This window comes from Streptomyces sp. NBC_00209 (assembly GCF_045206345.1).
Classification (GTDB): domain Bacteria; phylum Actinomycetota; class Actinomycetes; order Streptomycetales; family Streptomycetaceae; genus Streptomyces.
In genome coordinates this window covers 6,983,446-6,999,100 of the sequence record NZ_CP108121.1, presented here as the reverse complement: position 1 = coordinate 6,999,100, position 15,655 = coordinate 6,983,446, and the positions used below count along the sequence as shown (strand labels likewise).

At 68.1% G+C, this 15,655-nt stretch carries 15 protein-coding genes and 1 pseudogene; 4 read left to right on the top strand and 12 right to left on the bottom strand.

Translation table 11 applies throughout. The features are described from left to right. Positions 1–317 precede the first annotated feature (317 nt). Complete coding sequence (locus OG867_RS31735) at positions 318–521, bottom strand: hypothetical protein (RefSeq protein ID WP_406290681.1); 204 nt, start codon at positions 519–521, stop codon at positions 318–320. Positions 522–1,083: 562 nt separating this feature from the next. On the opposite strand from OG867_RS31735, the gene OG867_RS31730 reads away from it, so the two are divergent. Then, entirely contained in the window at positions 1,084–3,765 is a 2,682-nt protein-coding gene (locus tag OG867_RS31730; RefSeq protein WP_406290679.1) for a Helicase associated domain protein, read from the top strand. Between the two features lie 443 nt (positions 3,766–4,208). On the opposite strand, the gene OG867_RS31725 is transcribed toward OG867_RS31730, so the two are convergent. The 8 genes from OG867_RS31725 to OG867_RS31690 all read right to left on the bottom strand — a co-directional run bounded on the left by OG867_RS31725 (position 4,209) and on the right by OG867_RS31690 (position 9,188). Next, positions 4,209–4,472 carry an acyltransferase gene (locus OG867_RS31725; RefSeq protein WP_406290677.1) on the bottom strand — a complete coding sequence of 88 codons (264 nt, stop codon included), beginning with the start codon at positions 4,470–4,472 and terminating at the stop codon, positions 4,209–4,211. A gap of 341 nt (positions 4,473–4,813) precedes the next feature. Then, positions 4,814–5,539: a hypothetical protein gene (locus OG867_RS31720; protein ID WP_406290675.1), complete on the bottom strand. Its 726-nt coding sequence runs from the start codon at positions 5,537–5,539 to the stop codon at positions 4,814–4,816. Positions 5,540–6,096: 557 nt separating this feature from the next. Further along, on the bottom strand, positions 6,097–6,315 hold the full coding sequence (locus OG867_RS31715; RefSeq protein WP_406290673.1) for a recombinase: 219 nt from the start codon (positions 6,313–6,315) through the stop codon (positions 6,097–6,099). Between the two features lie 149 nt (positions 6,316–6,464). Continuing rightward, positions 6,465–6,950: a hypothetical protein gene (locus OG867_RS31710; RefSeq protein WP_406290671.1), complete on the bottom strand. Its 486-nt coding sequence runs from the start codon at positions 6,948–6,950 to the stop codon at positions 6,465–6,467. Positions 6,951–7,130: 180 nt separating this feature from the next. Further along, positions 7,131–7,448, bottom strand: a complete 318-nt coding sequence (locus OG867_RS31705; protein WP_406290668.1) for a hypothetical protein — start codon at positions 7,446–7,448, stop codon at positions 7,131–7,133. A gap of 67 nt (positions 7,449–7,515) precedes the next feature. After that, positions 7,516–7,962, bottom strand: a complete 447-nt coding sequence (locus OG867_RS31700) for a hypothetical protein (RefSeq protein ID WP_406290666.1) — start codon at positions 7,960–7,962, stop codon at positions 7,516–7,518. Between the two features lie 126 nt (positions 7,963–8,088). Further along, a complete protein-coding gene (locus tag OG867_RS31695) occupies positions 8,089–8,817 on the bottom strand; it encodes an SDR family oxidoreductase (RefSeq protein ID WP_406290664.1) in 729 nt (242 codons plus the stop codon). After that, positions 8,814–9,188 carry a hypothetical protein gene (locus tag OG867_RS31690; RefSeq protein ID WP_406290662.1) on the bottom strand — a complete coding sequence of 125 codons (375 nt, stop codon included), beginning with the start codon at positions 9,186–9,188 and terminating at the stop codon, positions 8,814–8,816. The genes OG867_RS31695 and OG867_RS31690 overlap by 4 nt, the downstream gene beginning before the upstream one ends. Before the next feature lie 486 nt (positions 9,189–9,674). Between OG867_RS31690 and OG867_RS31685 the strand changes: the two genes are divergently transcribed. Further along, positions 9,675–10,724, top strand: coding sequence for a 5-methyltetrahydropteroyltriglutamate--homocysteine methyltransferase (locus OG867_RS31685; RefSeq protein WP_406290660.1), 1,050 nt, complete (start codon positions 9,675–9,677; stop codon positions 10,722–10,724). 357 nt (positions 10,725–11,081) lie between these two features. On the opposite strand, the gene OG867_RS31680 is transcribed toward OG867_RS31685, so the two are convergent. Then, positions 11,082–11,819: a hypothetical protein gene (locus OG867_RS31680; protein ID WP_406290658.1), complete on the bottom strand. Its 738-nt coding sequence runs from the start codon at positions 11,817–11,819 to the stop codon at positions 11,082–11,084. A 219-nt stretch (positions 11,820–12,038) separates the two neighbouring features. Further along, positions 12,039–12,904 (bottom strand): IS5 family transposase gene (locus tag OG867_RS31675; protein WP_406290656.1). Its coding sequence is split into 2 segments (ribosomal slippage): positions 12,039–12,568 and positions 12,568–12,904, totalling 867 coding nucleotides; the frame shifts between segments, so codons are not numbered across the junction. 294 nt (positions 12,905–13,198) lie between these two features. Between OG867_RS31675 and OG867_RS31670 the strand changes: the two are divergent. Both OG867_RS31670 and OG867_RS31665 read left to right on the top strand, forming a co-directional pair. Continuing rightward, positions 13,199–14,149, top strand: a pseudogene (locus OG867_RS31670) (IS481 family transposase); the annotation flags it as partial. Positions 14,150–14,198: 49 nt separating this feature from the next. Next, positions 14,199–15,073, top strand: a protein-coding gene (locus OG867_RS31665) for an IS5 family transposase (protein ID WP_406290654.1) whose coding sequence is annotated in 2 segments (ribosomal slippage) — positions 14,199–14,588 and positions 14,591–15,073 — 873 coding nt in all. Because the reading frame shifts where the segments join, the coding sequence is not laid out codon by codon here. A gap of 21 nt (positions 15,074–15,094) precedes the next feature. Here the strand turns inward: OG867_RS31665 and OG867_RS31660 are convergent. Further along, a complete protein-coding gene (locus OG867_RS31660) occupies positions 15,095–15,625 on the bottom strand; it encodes a hypothetical protein (protein WP_406290652.1) in 531 nt (176 codons plus the stop codon). Between the last annotated feature and the right edge of the window lie 30 nt (positions 15,626–15,655).

Sequence of the window (15,655 nt, the reverse complement as noted above, 5' to 3'; positions counted from 1 at the left end):
CCCTCGCTGCGCGAGGGGAAAGCGAAGCGCACCGCTTCGCGGTGCGCGCACCCGGCTTCGCCGGGTGCCGGCGCGGCTCGCTTTCCTCCCCGCTGCCCCGGGCGAAGCCCGGGGCAAGGTCCCTTCCGCTTTGCTTCAGGGACCGGCTCTCTCCGCTTCGCTCCATGAGCCCAGTGAACGGCCCGCTTCGCGGTGGCCTGACGCCCCGCTTCGCGATGCGAGGGGCTGCGCTTCGCTCTGCCCCGGCCCTTGCGGGCTTCGCCTCCAGGGCCAGAAACGGCCCGCTGACGCGGGCCAGGCTGGCTGTCAGGGATGGTCTAGTGGATGCCGTTGAGGAGTGACGTGGCTGTCTCTAGGTCGACTGTCGAATCCCCTGTCTCTTCGACGGCCGCGATGAACTTGTCGAGCTGAGCCGGGGGTATCTGGTGCGCCATTCCATCCCGTAGCTGCTTGCTGTCGAAGTGGGCGTCCTGGTCGTGGCCGTAGAGATCGGCTAGGAGTTCTGAAGGTGTTGGTTCCACGGACATCCCTTCCGATCGACTGCGGGCGGTGCGCGGCAGGCTTCCTGTGCATCAGGTTCGATCCACATGCCGCATCAATCTGATACAGCATGTACCGTTGGCGAAAACACGGAACCCCATACAAGCATCTGAAGCGGGGCTCTATTATTCTATTTTATCCAGGTTTCCCATCGCATCTGAGGGGGTTTGCAGTATCCGGCGTCTACGGCTTCGCTGTAGGAAATGTCCCCCATGTAGAAGCAGTCCGGATAGATCGGCTGCATGGCATACCAGCCGCCGGCCACCAGCAATACGAGTGCCAGCGCGGCAGCGGGGTGTCTCCGCGTGACGGGTCCCGAGACAGGGTGAATCATTCGCGTGATCATACGGCTCCACTAGCCCTCGGCCTGGTCCTGTTGGGCGCCTTCGCAGGTGCGCCGGGCTGTGTGAGCATCCGTGGAAGTGTGGTCCACCGGTCGATGCGCCATGCGGTGCCGCTCGGATGGTCCGTAGGTCTATGGCTTGGTTTCCACCTCGTAGCCCGTTTGAGAGTTCGATCAGGTCCGAAGAGAGAGTCAAAGAAATGACCGGCATTCGGCTCCGGGAGCACCAGGTGGCGCAGCGGTCGGCGTTCAGGAAGTGGGTCGGATTTCCTGCAAGATCATCTGTGCCGCAAGGGGCTCGGGGCACGATCGTGTCCGCGACCGGGTCGGGGAAGACGATCATGGCCGCCGCCTGCGCGCTGGAGTCGTTCGCGGAGGGCAGGGTCCTGGTGACCGTGCCGACTCTCGACCTGCTCGTCCAGACCGCCCAGGCATGGCGGCTCGTAGGCCACCGGGCGCCGATGATCGCGGTGTGCTCGCTGGAGAATGACCCGGTCCCGCGCGCACTCGGGGTGCGGACCACCACGAACCCGGTCCAGCTCGCGCTCTGGGCCCAGACCGGGCCCGTGGTGGTCTTCGCGACGTACGCCTCCCTCGTGGACCGCGAGGACATCGACGCGCCCGCAGGCCAGGGAAGGGTTCGCGGGCCGCTGGAGGCCGCCCTCGCGGGCGGGGAGAGGCTCTACGGACAGCAAATGGCCCCGTTCGACCTCGCCGTAGTGGACGAGGCCCACTCAACCGCCGGTGATCTTGGTCGTCCGTGGGCGGCGATCCACGACAACGCCCGGATCCCGGCGGACTTCCGGCTCTACCTCACCGCCACCCCGCGCATCCTCGCCGCACCCCGCCCGCAGAAGGGCGCGGACGGCCAGGAGATGGAGCTCGCGACCATGACCAACGACCCGGACGGGACGTACGGCGCGTGGCTCCCCGGCGCCGAACTGGGACTCTCGGAGGCGATCGAGCGGGAAATCCTCGCCGGCTTCGAGATCGACGTCTTGGAGATCCGCGACCCCTCCCCCATCCTCGGCGAGTCGGAGGAGGCGCGGCGCGGCCGGCGCCTGGCGCTCCTGCAGGCCGCGCTCCTGGAGCACGCCGCCGCACACAACCTCCGCACCGTCATGACCTTCCACCAGAAGGTCGAAGAAGCCCGCGCCTTCTCCAACAACCTCCCGGAGACCGCGGCCGAGCTGTACGTCAACGACGCCTCCGACGCCGACCTGGCCGCCGCCGACGCTCTGCCGAAGTCGTCGATCGACGCGGAGTTCTACGAGCTGGAGGCCGGCCGCCACGTTCCGCCGGACCGGGTCTGGTCGGCGTGGCTGTGCGGCGACCACCTCGTCGCCGAGCGTCGCGAGGTGCTGCGGCAGTTCGCCAACGGCATCGACGCCACCGGCCACCGGGTCCACCGCGCCTTCCTCGCCAGCTGCCGCGTCCTCGGAGAGGGCGTCGACATCACCGGCGAGCGGGGAGTCGACTCGATCTGCTTCGCCGACACCCGCGGCTCCCAGGTCGAGATCGTCCAGAACATCGGCCGCGCGCTGCGCCTCAACCGCGACGGCACCACCAAGGTCGCCCGCATCATCGTCCCGATCTTCCTGGAGCCCGGCGAGGACCCCGAGGACATGGTCGCCTCCGCTAGCTTCCGCCCCTTGGTGGCCGTACTCCAGGGCCTGCGCTCGCACGATGCCCACCTCGTCGAGCAGCTCGCCTCCCGGGCGCTCGCGAGCGGCAAGCGCACCCACCACGTCCAGCGCGACGAAGAGGGTCGGATCGTCGGGGCCGGCGGCGGCAGCGACAGTGAGGACCAGGAGCACAACGGCGGCGCCGACGCCGCCGCCGAGTCCGCCCTGCTCCACTTCTCCAGCCCCCGCGACGCCGCGACCATCGCGGCCTTCCTCCGTACGCGGGTCTACCGGCCCGAGTCCCTGGTCTGGCTGGAGGGCTACCAAGCCCTGATCCGCTGGCGGACGGAGAACAAGATCACCGGCGTCCACGCCGTTCCGTACAACGTCGCGGTCGAGGTGGGGATCACGAAGGACTTCCCGCTTGGGCGGTGGGTGCACCAGCAGCGCAAGGCCGTGCGGGCCGGGGAGCTGGAGGAACGGCGCAAAAAGCTACTGGACGCGCCGGAGACCGGGATGGTCTGGGAGCCCGGCGAGGAAGCCTGGGAGGCCAAGCTCGCCGCGCTCCGCTCCTACCGATGGGCGACGGGGCACTTGGCGCCGCGTCAGGACGCGGTGTGGGACGACCCCGTCGGGCCCGGGCCCGTCCCCATCGGCCAGCACATGGCCAACCTCCGCCGTAAAGGCACCAAGAACGGCCTCGGGAAAGACCCCGACCGGGCCGCGGAGCGGGCGGCGCAGCTCGCCGCGATCGACAAGGACTGGAACTGCCCCTGGCCGCTGGACTGGCAACGCCACTACCAGGTGCTCGCCGACCTCGTCGACGCCGACGGGCACCTGCCCCACATCGCCCCGGGCGTCATCTTCGAGGGGGACGACGTCGGCACGTGGCTCCAGCAGCAGAAGCAGTCGGCCACCTGGGCGCAGTTGACGCCCGAACAACGCGACCGGCTGACCAAGCTCGGCATCCAGGGCCCCGTGACCCCCCGCGCAACAAAAGGGCCGCCAGGGAAGGCGGGAAGCAAAGCGCAGCAGGCGTTCCAGCGCGGCCTCACCGCCCTGGCCCAGTGGGTGGAGCAGGAAGGGCAGCGGCCCGTCCCCCGCGGGGCCGTCGTCGAGATCACCGTCGACGGACAGGAGGAGCCGGTACCCATCCGGCTCGGCGTATGGCTCTCCAACACCCGCGCACGACGCGACCGGCTGGACGCCGAACAGCTCGCCGCACTCTCCAATCTCGGCATGGCCTGGGCACGGTAGAAGACCGGCATGCCGTATGTGGCACCAGCGCACCTCCACGCGGAACAGTCGTCCAGTGCCAAACCCGGGGCTCAGCCCATTTGCACAATTGTGCAAAAACGATCTTGGTGGCTGCGATTGGCCGCCTTCACGGACCACGGTGCTCCCGGATGCCTCCACGAGCTCCTTGCCACGGCGTTCGAGGTCGTACGGGCAGCGCGAGCCGTGATCCCTGCCGGGGTACTTGACAAAGTGCGAGGACGTCGAATCCGGGTCGTCGGCGTTGCCGTGCCGAACGTGACGGAGACCCCGCACTCCCAGCACGTCAAGGGCTCGGTGTACGGCCAGGCCGGCTTCACACCGATCGCATCACGACCGTACTTCTGCCCGGAAGCATCCCTGACGTACGGGATCCGCTGCCGCTACGGCGCGATGGTGAGCTGGGCCGCGCCCGGTGCGGGCGCCTACCGGCGGGCGGGTAGGCAGTGCACGGCCCGGTCGACGCCGGCGCGCAGGTCACAGACCGGGATGCCGTAGTGGGCGGAGAGCCGGTCGACGTCGGCGAGCGACCACGAGACCGTGCCGCTCTGCTTTCGGCTGACCTGGGCCTGGTCTAGCAGGAGACCGGCGGCGAGGTCGGTCTGGCGCTCGCCGGTCAGCCGCATGAGGAGAGCCGCGACGGTGAGCCGTAGGGTCTGCTCTGTACTGGGCGTATGCGCACTCCGCATCACGTATGTGTGGAAGCCGACGCCCTTATTGTCCGGCCCCCATGGCGCTCCGAGAGCAACTGCATCCGCTTCGGCCTGATATGTGGCCGATTCCCAGCACCGCCCCACTCTCGAATCCGACGCTGCCCTGATCCCGTACCGGCCGGTCCTCACAGCGCGAACGCCCTACGCGACGCCGGCGCTCACGAAACTTTCTTGCCGCGTGCGACCTCGACGGCTTCGCGGCAGGTGGCGCACAGGGGATTGCCCCCGACGCCGTAGCGGTGACAGGGGCCTGGCTTCTCTGCACTAGTCAAGGCGAGCCGATCTGAAAGGCATCGGTCGTAGCAGATGGGCGGCGGTCACCAGTCTCGGGTGGAGTTCACGCCTTCGATCAGCGTCGCGCGGGCGGCGGACAGGTCGCGCCCGGCAGCTGTCTGGGCTTCGTCCACCAGGAAGTCCAGGGCGTCGAACAGCTCCTCGCGTTCCACGGTCTCGATAAAGGGCGAGCGGCTGTCCAGCGCGTTGAGGGCGGCTGCGAAGGCGCGCCCGATCTCCGTGATGTTGCCATGCTGCCGGCCGCTGGTGAGTTCGGCGAGGAAGGCGTCACGGGTGGCCTTGTACTGGGCAATGGTCTTGCCATACGCAGTGCGGGGTATGTGCTCGCGGCCATCCCAGTCGCGGAGCGGGTTGGCCGCGTTGGCCGCGACCCATTCCGGCTTACGGGCTCCGCGGACGTCGAGCTGAACTCCGTGTCGCACGTGGGGACGCCAGGTCTTGCGCATCGCGGCCGCGTAGTCCGCCGGAATGCCGTACAGCGAGACCTCCTCCAGCTCCGGGATCTGGGGCGGCAGCAGACAGTCCGATGCTTCCATCCCGAACAGTTCTGTGATCGTGAGCCCCTGCAGCCGCGGCAACTGGTTCAAGGCTGCCGCCGACGTGAGGGTGCCCAGGTTCCCCGACAGTGACAAGCGGGTCAGGTTCGGGAAGTCTGCGACGAGGAGGGCGCAGTCGAGCCGGGTGATCCCGCGGACTGTGAGGTGTTTGACGCTTGCCCGTACGACGCCCATCAGGGTGTTCGGCGGCAAGCTCGTTGGCTGTGCACGTCAGCGCGTACGGGGCAGTCCAGTCCTTGCGGTCGCCGCTGTCCCAGTGTCGCTGCCGGGCGAGCTGCTCACCCCGCCCCCATACCGGGCCATAGGCGTACGAGGGTCTGGCCACCAGTGGAGGCAGGGAGCCGATCACAGTGAAGCTCTTCGGAAGGAGCCACCCGTGGTTGCAGTGGGAGAGCTTGCCGCCCCAGCTGTGGTGTGTGAGCCGGAGCGGCTGCACGTCGCCCAGGTCGGCCGTGGTCGCAGGCTCGGGCCCGGACCAGTCCAGTTCGAGGACTGCGGCGGACTTTGCCGCAGCGTCGATGCCGGTGACCTGCGAGGCGGTCCAGGCCCCGAGCGCTTCGGCGTACACGGCGACGACGTCACCGACGGCGATCGGTCTCGGTGGTTCGTCTCGGCTCATGCCCGGACGCTAGCTGGCTACATCCGAGATCCTGCGTCCGAGGAACGGCCGCGGTGTCATCGGCGGTTGCGGCCGCCACGTCGATCAGGCGCCGGCATAGATCGAGCGTTCGGATCAACGAGCTTCAGGCTCATTCGGGTCGCCGGGTAGTCGGAATACCGAGGGCGACGGGTGCCCTTTGGGCGGTTCGGGCGGCGTCGGCCTGTTTGGTGCGGGCGAAGGTCAAGGTCATGTCGATTCCTTCGATCTCGCCGAGCCACTGTTCCTCCTCGGCGCGCTTGCGGCGCAGGACCAGGTCTCTTTCGATCTCCGCGAGCCTGGGCAGCATCTTCGGGTTGACCTGCAGCATGGGGCATCGGATGCATGCTTATCCGAACCAGTCCAGTTCGACGCTTAGGTCGTCCGCGAAGTGCGTTCGCGACGGAAAGCAGTCGCGAAGCAGCCGGGCGACAGGCCGTCCCGAGCGTGTCGCGCTCCGGGATGGGCCGTTACGCGGGCCTAGTGGGAGAACGCGTAGGTTCGGACGGGGTCGAGGTGCAGTTCGTAGGGCCCGAAGCAGTCCGCCGCTAGCGTCGCGACGGCGGCGCCGCAGGGACAGGCTCGGTTGAGTCCTTCGTTGCCGGTCGGCCCGCAGCAGCCGGTGCTGTTCTCCCAGTTGGGCAGCGGTTGAAGGTCGGGGGCGTCCTCCGGGTGCATCAGCACCGTGCCCGGGACGCCCGCCGAGACAACGAAGCCCTCCTCACGGCAGACCAGCGGCCCTCGGGTCTGAGCCGGCTTCGGGTCCTCCTGATCGTCCTGCACGACGTAGGGAGGTCCCCAGGGCTCGGGATCGATCGCGTAGCGGCCCAGCGGAACGGTGGAGGGGGCCCGGCGTTTCTCCTTGTCCCGGTCGTGTTCGTCGTCGGAGACGCTGGGGACGGCGGCCAGCTCGGCCAGCTCCGGCGTGATCGCGGTGCCGCACTTGGAACAGAGAAAGACGGTCATCCCCTCGTTGTAGTCCTCGGGACTGCCGACTCGCACCTTCGTTTGGCTGCTCGCAGTCGATGAGCGCGACAACGCTGCGGAAATCGGGCATGCCGAGGTGGGCAGTGGTGTGCCGCGCGGCGACGTCGCGCATCGGGAAGCTTCTGTTTGGCGGCGACCAGCACCTCGCATCGCTCGACGCTACTGGGCCTTGCCGTTCCCGGATTCGGTTGCAAGCGCGGCCATCTCGCGCAGGCGCTCGTAGTACTCGACCGCACCGCCCTCATCGCTGATCGATGGCACGACCTTCTCCAGAGCCGCGAGGCACCGGAGCAAGATGCTGCGGCGCCGCTCATCAAGGGGGCCGGACAGGGACGAGGAGACACAGCCGGCGATGTCCGCGTCCAGCATCACCATGTCTTCGCCCTCGATGTCCTGGCCGCGTAGGTGCGGCGGGAACGTCGCGTGCTTGTGCTCGTCCCACAGCCGTGAGAGCGGGTCCAGTTCCGGTTCGCTCATGTTCGCGATCATGCCGCACGCACCCATGAGAGGGCCTCCATTTTGTGCGCTGGGGATCGCGAACGTGTCAGTGCTCAGTCCTCCGAATCGGCGCTGCTTCGTCCGGCGTCCCGGCGGATGTCGGGCATGCCGAGGTGGACGGTGGACGGCTGAGCTGCACGTCGCGTATGGCCTCCAGCTTCTGCGCGGCGGCGGCCATGGTGGTCTCGATGGCGGCGACCTGGCCGAGCCAGCCCTGGTCCTTGGCCTCCTGGAGGCGGTCGACGAGGTTGGCGTGGATCTCCTGGAGGCGTGGCATCTGGGCCGGGTCGACGAGCAGTAGGGGACATCTGACACAGGCGTTTTCATGCTGGCACGGGGTCGCGTAGTCGCGGCCGCAGGTCCCCAAGGCAACCTTGCGCAGTTCGAAGTGAGCCAGGAACTCGTCCCACTCGGTGGCGGTGAGCTCGCGGTACTCCTCGCTGGGCCGCTCGGTTCTGCGACGGGCAATGAACGCCCGGTGATGGGAGATCACGTCCTCCGGGTAGATCGCTAGTGGTGGAGTCGGGTATTGGAACTGTCTGCATGCCCCCGGTCTCGGGCGCGTGCGCTGTCCCCCGACCGCGGTGTCAGTCTCCTGTGTGGACATGCCAGGAATCGGTCAGCCCTGTTCGAAGTGGAATGCCTTGATGAAGCAGTCGCGAGGCTGGGCGACGGCGAAGAGGATGCACTCCACGAGTGACTGCGCGGTGAGGGCGTTCTTGGTCTCGCGTGGTGTGGTCTCCCATTCCTCGGAGAGCGGGTCAGGGTTGTCGAAGTCGGGCGGGTAGAGGGAGATCACCCGGACTCCCTGCGGCCGCAGGCGCTTGGAGAGGATCTCGGCGAACCCTGTCTGGGCGCTCTTGGCTGCGTAGAAGGCTTCGTGGGCGTCCGAGCGGTGATGACCGGCCGTTCCGCAAGCGGAAACCATGGTCACCACGTCCGGCTTGTCCGAGTTGAGCAGGAGAGGGAGGAAGTTCTTCACGGTCAGGACGGTGCCGGTGGCACCGGATGCGATGGTGTCGACGACGTCGGTGTCGGAGGCGGATTGGAGATCTGGGCTTTCGAGGTAGCGGGAGCCGTTGTTGATCAGCACGTCGATGTGGTCGGTGCGCTGGGTGACGCCAGCAGCGAAGTCGCGGATCGAGGCGGGGTCTGTCAGATCGCAGGCGAAGGCGTGGACCTGTTGGTGCCCTCGGCCGCAAATCTCGTCGCGGACACGCTCAGCGGCGGCGAGAGTGCGCGCGGAGAGGAAGACCTCGGCGCCGAGGTCCGCGAGATGGATGGCCAAAGTGCGCCCGAAATCGCGGCCGGCGGCGGTGATGACCACGCGGTGGCTGTCGAATCTCATGTCGGTAGTCCTGGTTCGTGGATCGGATGTTGCGGTGAAGTGCGGCGGCTGACCTCGGCGGCGTAGGCGGCCCAGTCTCCAGCGGCGGCTCGCTGCCATTTGACAGCGACGGTGATATCGATGCCACCGGACTCGGAGAGTGCTTGCTCGAACGCATCACGGATATCGCGGGCATCCGCGCTGCGAGGCCAGCCGGCGAGCTCGCACAGGGTTGGGGTGTCCAGCCCGGCCGCGAGGGCTTCGGCAGCGATCGTCGGCAGGTCCTCCGGGCGGACTTCATCCGCCTGATAGCGGCACGCCACCTCACCCAGAGCCATGAGGGCGCTCTGCGTTGCGGGTTCCGGTTCCGGCGTCGTTCCTGCTGTTCCCATGACTCGTACGATGCCAGCACCGTTCCCAAGAATGGTGCCCAGGGGGCGGCCGGCTCGGCACTCACCCCGCGTATCCGCCGGAACCCGAGGGCCGAACCCTCGAAGACGCGACAGTCCGTCCTCGGGTTCCGGCTGAGGCCCCTTCAGTTTGCGTGAACCCACGGGACTCATGGGGTCCCGCCATGATGCTTGCGAAACCCACATTGAGACGATCTTGCAGAGCCGGTCCCGGGTGGGATGGCAGCAGCCAAGATCATCTCCCCGTGGATGGCCAGCACGTCCCCGACGGTGGTTCCCACCCGCGGCCAGTTCCGCTCCCCGCAGCCTGACCGGTGAACACGGTCGGTGATCGCTCCAGCTCGGCGTTTGAGATAGGCCGACAGGAGCGGTCAACCAGCTGGCGACTCGTCACTCGTGAGGGTCGGTCCGGAGCAGTGGCCCGCGTGTAGAGGAAAGGGGCCGGGCCGCGGCTCCTAAGGTCCTGGCATGAGCATCCCTTCCGAGCCGATCGGCAGTCTTCCCCGCACGAGCGACGTGCTGAACGCCATGTCCGGCGGTGACAGCACGGCCCTGGCCAAGGCCGTGGACGTCGCTGTCCGCGAGAGCGTCGAGGCCCTTGAGGCGGCGGGCTCGCCGGTCGTCACCGATGGCGAGCAGGCCAAGGCCAGCGCCTGGACCTACCCGCTCGACGGAGCCGACAACCTGACCCCCGACGGGGTGGTCATCCCCTACGCCGACGGGCACCAGCGCCAGCTGCCAGCGCTGGCAAAGGGCCCGTTCCGCTACCGCACCCACGCCGAGCAGTACCTGCGGACCGCGCAGAAGCACGCCAAGGTCCCGGTCAAGCAGGCGGTGGCCGCGCCCTCCGCGCTCAGCCTGCTCTACCCGGCGTCCGGCATCGCCGGGTACTCCCGTGAGCAGTTCGTCGCCGACCTGCTCGACGAGGCAGAAAAGGACATCCGCGGCTGCCTGGACGCCGGCGCGCACTGCGTCCAGCTCGACTTCGAGGAAGCCCGCCTCTCCCTCAAACTCGACCCCAGCGGCGGGGTCCTGGGCGACTTCGTCGAACTCAACAACAAGGTCCTGGCACGCTTCACCGAAGCCGAGCGCGCCCGGATCGGCGTCCACACCAGCCCAGGCGGCGACCAGGACTCCACCCACAGCCTCGACGTCGACTACGCCGAGCTGCTTCCGCACCTGTTCCGGCTGACCGCCGGCAACTTCTACCTCCAACTCACGAGCGAGCCCGACCCCGACCGGGTGCTGCGCACCGTCGCGGAGCAGCTGCGGCCGGGTATCCGGGTGTTCGTCGGCGTCACCGACCCGAACGACCCGCGGGTGGAGACCGCCGAGGAGGTCCGCGACCGCGTGCTAAGCGCGGCCCGCCACATCCCGGTCGACCAGCTCGGCACCTGCGACGACACCGGCTTCGCCCCGTACGCGGACGACCGGTCCACCTCGCGCCAGGTCGCCCTGGCCAAGATCCGCGCCCGCATCGAGGGCACCGCCCTGGCCGCAGCACAACTCGCCGTCTGAGACCGGGGCCACCGACTGCCATGGTGATGCCGACCGTGACGCGGCTGCCATCACGCACGTCACTGCCTGTGACAATCGGCGCGGTCAGATGACTGCCCGTCAGACGAGGGGGCGTTGCCACTTGAGTGAGAACGAGTTCTGAGAACGGATCGGGCATACAGGCCGACCCCGGCGGCCGTTTCCGATCTTGCTCCCGGAAAGGGTCGTTTCTGAGAGTGACACGGCCGCCCTCTGGTCGAGGGCAGCGCGCGGCGGACTCCCGCTCACCGGCGAGAGAGGGAGTTGGCGACCCTAGGGCCTGTTGCGAAAGCCTCGGGCGACAAAAGCCGCGTGCTGGGGCTATCACGGTGTGCGCTTCTACTGCGGTCGCATCAGGTGCAGATCGTCACCCCATGCGTCCAGCACCGCGCCGTGTCCGGCCCGCCGGGTCACTGCTTCGACCTGGGCGAAGAGACGACGCTGCGTGGACACGTCGCCCGTGCCTGAGATGTGGTCCGCAGCGTCGAGTAGCGACCCGGTGTCCCAGCCGGGCAGCGGAAATCGGGCAAGCTCCCATTCCAGATACTTGTTGTAAGGGCGGGGACGACGGTCTAGAGCGAAGAGCAACTCCAGCAGGAATCGGACGCTCTCGGCGGCGTCGAGACGGGCCGCGAGCGCGGCTCCGTCGCGGTCGTTCTTGACTGAGCGATAGAGGGAGTTGGCGTAGGCATCGAGCCATTCGCCCGCCTCCAGAAAGGCTTCACCGGCAGCAAGCCGTGCCTTGCTGGCCAGGATCCGAGCGATGATTCCGTCGAGCCGGTCGAGCACAATCCGGGCGCGGGCGAGGGCGTACCGCTCGAAGCCGGGCATTCCGACTGCGCGGAATTCACTGAGGAAGAGGATGACGAGGTCGAGTTCTGGGGTGCGGTGCCCCGTGAACCGGGTGAGATCCGTCGTCGCACCATCGGCAAGGACGACGTATAGGTCGTGGTCGGAGTGCTCGGTGGTCATGCCCTCGTGGGCCCGGGAACCCTTGAGGACAAGGCCGACGACAGCTGAGTCAGCGGATGCGAGCTCGACAAACGCGTCATAGGCGAGGGGCTTCTGAGCAGTCACAGGTGATCTCCGGTGTTGTGGTGACGGGCATGCCAGCCGACGGCCCCGACTCATCGGGGTCGCCCGCACCGTCTGCGGCGGCGCTTGGCCGCCGCCCGGAAGATCAACGCACATGCTGACTCTATAGCCCGGCCCGCTGAGCGGTCTCGCATTCGGTCGCCTCAAGGACGGCAGCGACGCAGGTCAAGCTTGAGCCCCAGAAATTCCCGTCACAGCCATTCAATTGATGACCGCGATCTGGATGGTGGCCTCGTAGCGGACGGCAAGTTTGTCGTATCTCGTAGCGACGGCTCTGTGCCGCTTGAGCCGGTTGATGCCGCACTCGACTGCATGGCGCTCGCGGTAGTCGGTCTTGTCGAACTTCGGCGGCCGGCCGCCTCGGGATCCGAGGCTATGCCGGTTGCGAACGCGGTCCGCAGGGATCGGGATAGTGGCCTTGATGCCGCGTCTGCGCAAGTAAGTACGGTTTTTGCGCGAGTCGTATGCCTTGTCGGCTCGCACTCGTTCTGGGCGTTTGCGAGTCCGCCCCAGGGTCAGCCTGGGCACCCGGATGGCTTCCAGGACAGGCTTGAACTGCGGCGAGTCACCGCGCTGTCCGGCAGTGATCACGACCGAGAGGGGCTTCTGGCCTTGCTCCACCGCGAGGTGGATCTTGGTGGTCAGTCCGCCGCGGGAGCGTCCGAGCGCATGGTCGGCCGGCTCGACGGCGACCCCGCCGGGCGGCTCCTTCTGCAGGTCCCCCTTTTTGCCGCCCCAGCGGCGTGCTGATGGGCCCGGCAGACGGTTGAGTCGACGTTCGCGTCCCACGTGGTCAGCCCGTTAGCGTCCGCCTCAGCCTGAAGCTGGGTGACGATTCCGGCCCAGGTGCCGTCCCGCTGCCAGCGCCTGAACAGGTCGTACACACGGTCCCACGGGCCATACCGCTCGGGCACATCCCGCCATGGGGCGCCGGTCCGAGTCCGCCACCGTATGCCGTCTATCAACTGCCGCCGAGTCCATAGCCGCGGACGGCCCGCCTTGATGCCCTGCGGCAGCAACGGCTCCAGCCGGGCCCATTGGTCGCTTGTCAGATCACCACGCCCCACGGCAGGTGATCATCCCAACCCAAGATCCACTTTCGCAACAGGCCCTGGCCCCGCACGCCGAGGGTGACCGGCAGCGCCGGTGCCGCTTCGGGGAACAGGCGGGTTACGGGGATCGCCGGTGAAGACGATCTTGCACATCCGCGGGTCCTTAATTGCCGCGGGTCGGGCCCTAGGTGTTCTGTCCGAGGAGGTTGTGGACGGGTGAGCCATATCTCGGCTGAGGGATCTTGAACGGGTGAGGGCCTTCCGGGTTCGGTGTGGATTGCGACATCTGCACCGACCAGAAAGGCCCTCGTGCCCCACCGTAATGCACCCCTGACCGAGACCGGCCGCCTGCGTCTGGCCCACTGCGTCGTCGAGGACGGCTGGCCCCTGCGGCGGGCGGCCGAGCGCTTCCAGGTCTCACCCACCACCGCCCAACGATGGGCGAGCCGCTACCGGGACCTCGGCGAGGCCGGCATGACCGACCGCTCCTCCCGCCCCCACCACAGCCCACGACGGACCCCGACCCGCACCGAACGCCGGATCATCAAGGTCCGACTCCTGCGCCGGTGGGGACCGGCCCGCATCGCCCACCTGCTGGGCCTGGTCCCCTCCACCGTCCACCGCGTGCTGGTCCGCTTCGGCCTGGCCCGCCTCACCCACCTCGACCGCGCCACCGGACACGTCATACGCCGCTACGAACGCGACCGCCCCGGCGAACTCGTACACGTCGACATCAAGAAGCTCGGCAACATCCCCGACGGCGGAGGCCACAAGGCCCTGGGCCGCCAGGCCGGCCGCAAGACCCGCTCGAACGCCGGCTACAGCTACATCCACACCGCCGTCGACGACCACTCCCGCCTCGCCTACAGCGAGATCCTCACCGACGAGAAGAAGGAAACCGCCACCGCCTTCTGGACCCGCGCCCACGCCTACTTCACCAGCGCAGGCATCACCGTCGAACGCGTCCTGACCGACAACGGCTCCTGCTACAAGTCCCACACCTGGCGCGACACGCTCGCAGCGGCCGGGATCGCCCACAAACGCACCCGCCCCTACCGCCCCCAGACCAACGGCAAGGTCGAACGCCTCAACCGCACCCTGCTCGACGAATGGGCCTACGCACGCCCCTACCGATCAGAACAAGAACGCCGCGACGCGTTCCCACAATGGCTCCACACCTACAATCACCACCGCGGACACACCGCACTCAAGGGCCAACCACCCACCAGCCGCGTCCCCAACCTCACAGGGCAATACACCCTAGGGCGTGTGTCGAAAGTGGATCTTAAGCGTGGGATGATCTTGATCTGTGGCGCGTAAAGATCTGACGGACGAACAATGGGCCGCGCTGGAGCTGCTGTTGCCGAAGGGCAAGAAGCCCGGCCGGCCGCCGGTATGGACCCGGCGGCAGCTGATCGACGGCATACGCTTCCGGGTCCGTACCGGCATCCCGTGGCGGGATTTGCCCGAGGAGTACGGGCCGTGGGGCCGGGCGTACGACCTGTTCCGCCGCTGGCAGCGCACCGGCACCTGGCAGCGCATCTTCACCGAACTCCAAGCCCGGGCCGATGCGAAGGACCTGATCACCTGGGACATCAACGTCGACTCCACCGTCTGCCGGGCCCACCAGCACGCCGCCGGAGCGCGGAAAAGGGGGACCTGCAGAGGGAGCCGCCCGGCGGTGTCGCCGTCGAGCCCGACGACCACGGCCTGGGGCGCTCGAGCGGCGGCCTGACCACCAAACTGCACCTGGCCGTCGAGCAGGGGCAGAAGCCCATGTCCATCGTGATCACCGCCGGGCAGCGCGGCGACTCCCCGCAGTTCGAGGCCGTCCTGAGCCGCATCAGGGTGCCCCGGCTGAGGTCCGGCAGACCGCGCACCCGGCCGCGGCGGGTGCGCGCCGACAAGGCGTACGCCTCCCGCAAGAACCGCGCATACCTGCGCAGACGTGGCATTCGCTGCACCATCCCGGACAAGGCCGACCAGGCTCGCAACCGAAGGAAACGTGGCTCCTGTGGCGGCCGTCCGCCGAAGTTCGACCCGGAGGACTACAAGGCTCGGCACGCGGTCGAGTGCGGAATCAATCGTCTCAAAAGGCACCGAGCGGTGGCCACGAGGTACGACAAACTCGCGGTCCGCTATGAGGCGACCGTCCTCGTCGCGGCCATCAACGAGTGGCTGTGACAAGTACGCGTCGATGCTTCGTCAGCGGTCATCCGGTCTGGCTAGAGCCAGTTGACGCAGGCGGCAGGCGTACCAACTGCTGGCGAGACAGATCACCAAGTAGATAGCGGCCGCCTGGACGGCGAAGTTCGGGTAGTGGAACTCCCACTGCCCCGCGGCCGGGTCGCTGCCGAAGTCGGGGTTGCTCCAGATGTGGGGCATTATCCAGGCGATCGCTCCCCCGAGGCCCTGGGCGGCGATGTACAACACCACGAACTCCCCCAGGCGCCAAGCGTAGGCGCGGCGGTCCCGCCGGATCAGGGCCCGGACCTGGGCGCGTGCGCTGCCGAAGCGCCATCGCGCGCCTGCCGGGGCGACGCGGGCACTGACCTCCGGCGCGAGCACCACGGCCGCGACGACCAGGCCGAGCAGGGCGACGACGCTGATCGCCATGGTCGCCTCCGAGCCGACACGGCTGCGGATCTGCGGCGTCAGCAGCAGAGCCAGGATCGGGAGGTTGACCACGAGGCTGGCCGCGTAGACGCGACCCAGGACCCCAATCGGCGGTATCACGTCAAAACGGTGGGCGTAAGCGGTGTCCAT

Bases quoted from the DNA above. Each gene is read 5' to 3' on its own strand.
- OG867_RS31730 (WP_406290679.1), top strand. From the start codon at position 1,084: ATGACCGGCATTCGGCTCCGGGAGCACCAGGTGGCGCAGCGGTCGGCG.
- OG867_RS31725 (WP_406290677.1), bottom strand. From the start codon at position 4,472: ATGCGGAGTGCGCATACGCCCAGTACAGAGCAGACCCTACGGCTCACC.
- OG867_RS31715 (WP_406290673.1), bottom strand. From the start codon at position 6,315: ATGCTGCAGGTCAACCCGAAGATGCTGCCCAGGCTCGCGGAGATCGAA.
- OG867_RS31710 (WP_406290671.1), bottom strand. From the start codon at position 6,950: ATGACCGTCTTTCTCTGTTCCAAGTGCGGCACCGCGATCACGCCGGAG.
- OG867_RS31705 (WP_406290668.1), bottom strand. From the start codon at position 7,448: ATGAGCGAACCGGAACTGGACCCGCTCTCACGGCTGTGGGACGAGCAC.
- OG867_RS31695 (WP_406290664.1), bottom strand. From the start codon at position 8,817: ATGAGATTCGACAGCCACCGCGTGGTCATCACCGCCGCCGGCCGCGAT.
- OG867_RS31690 (WP_406290662.1), bottom strand. From the start codon at position 9,188: ATGGGAACAGCAGGAACGACGCCGGAACCGGAACCCGCAACGCAGAGC.
- OG867_RS31685 (WP_406290660.1), top strand. From the start codon at position 9,675: ATGAGCATCCCTTCCGAGCCGATCGGCAGTCTTCCCCGCACGAGCGAC.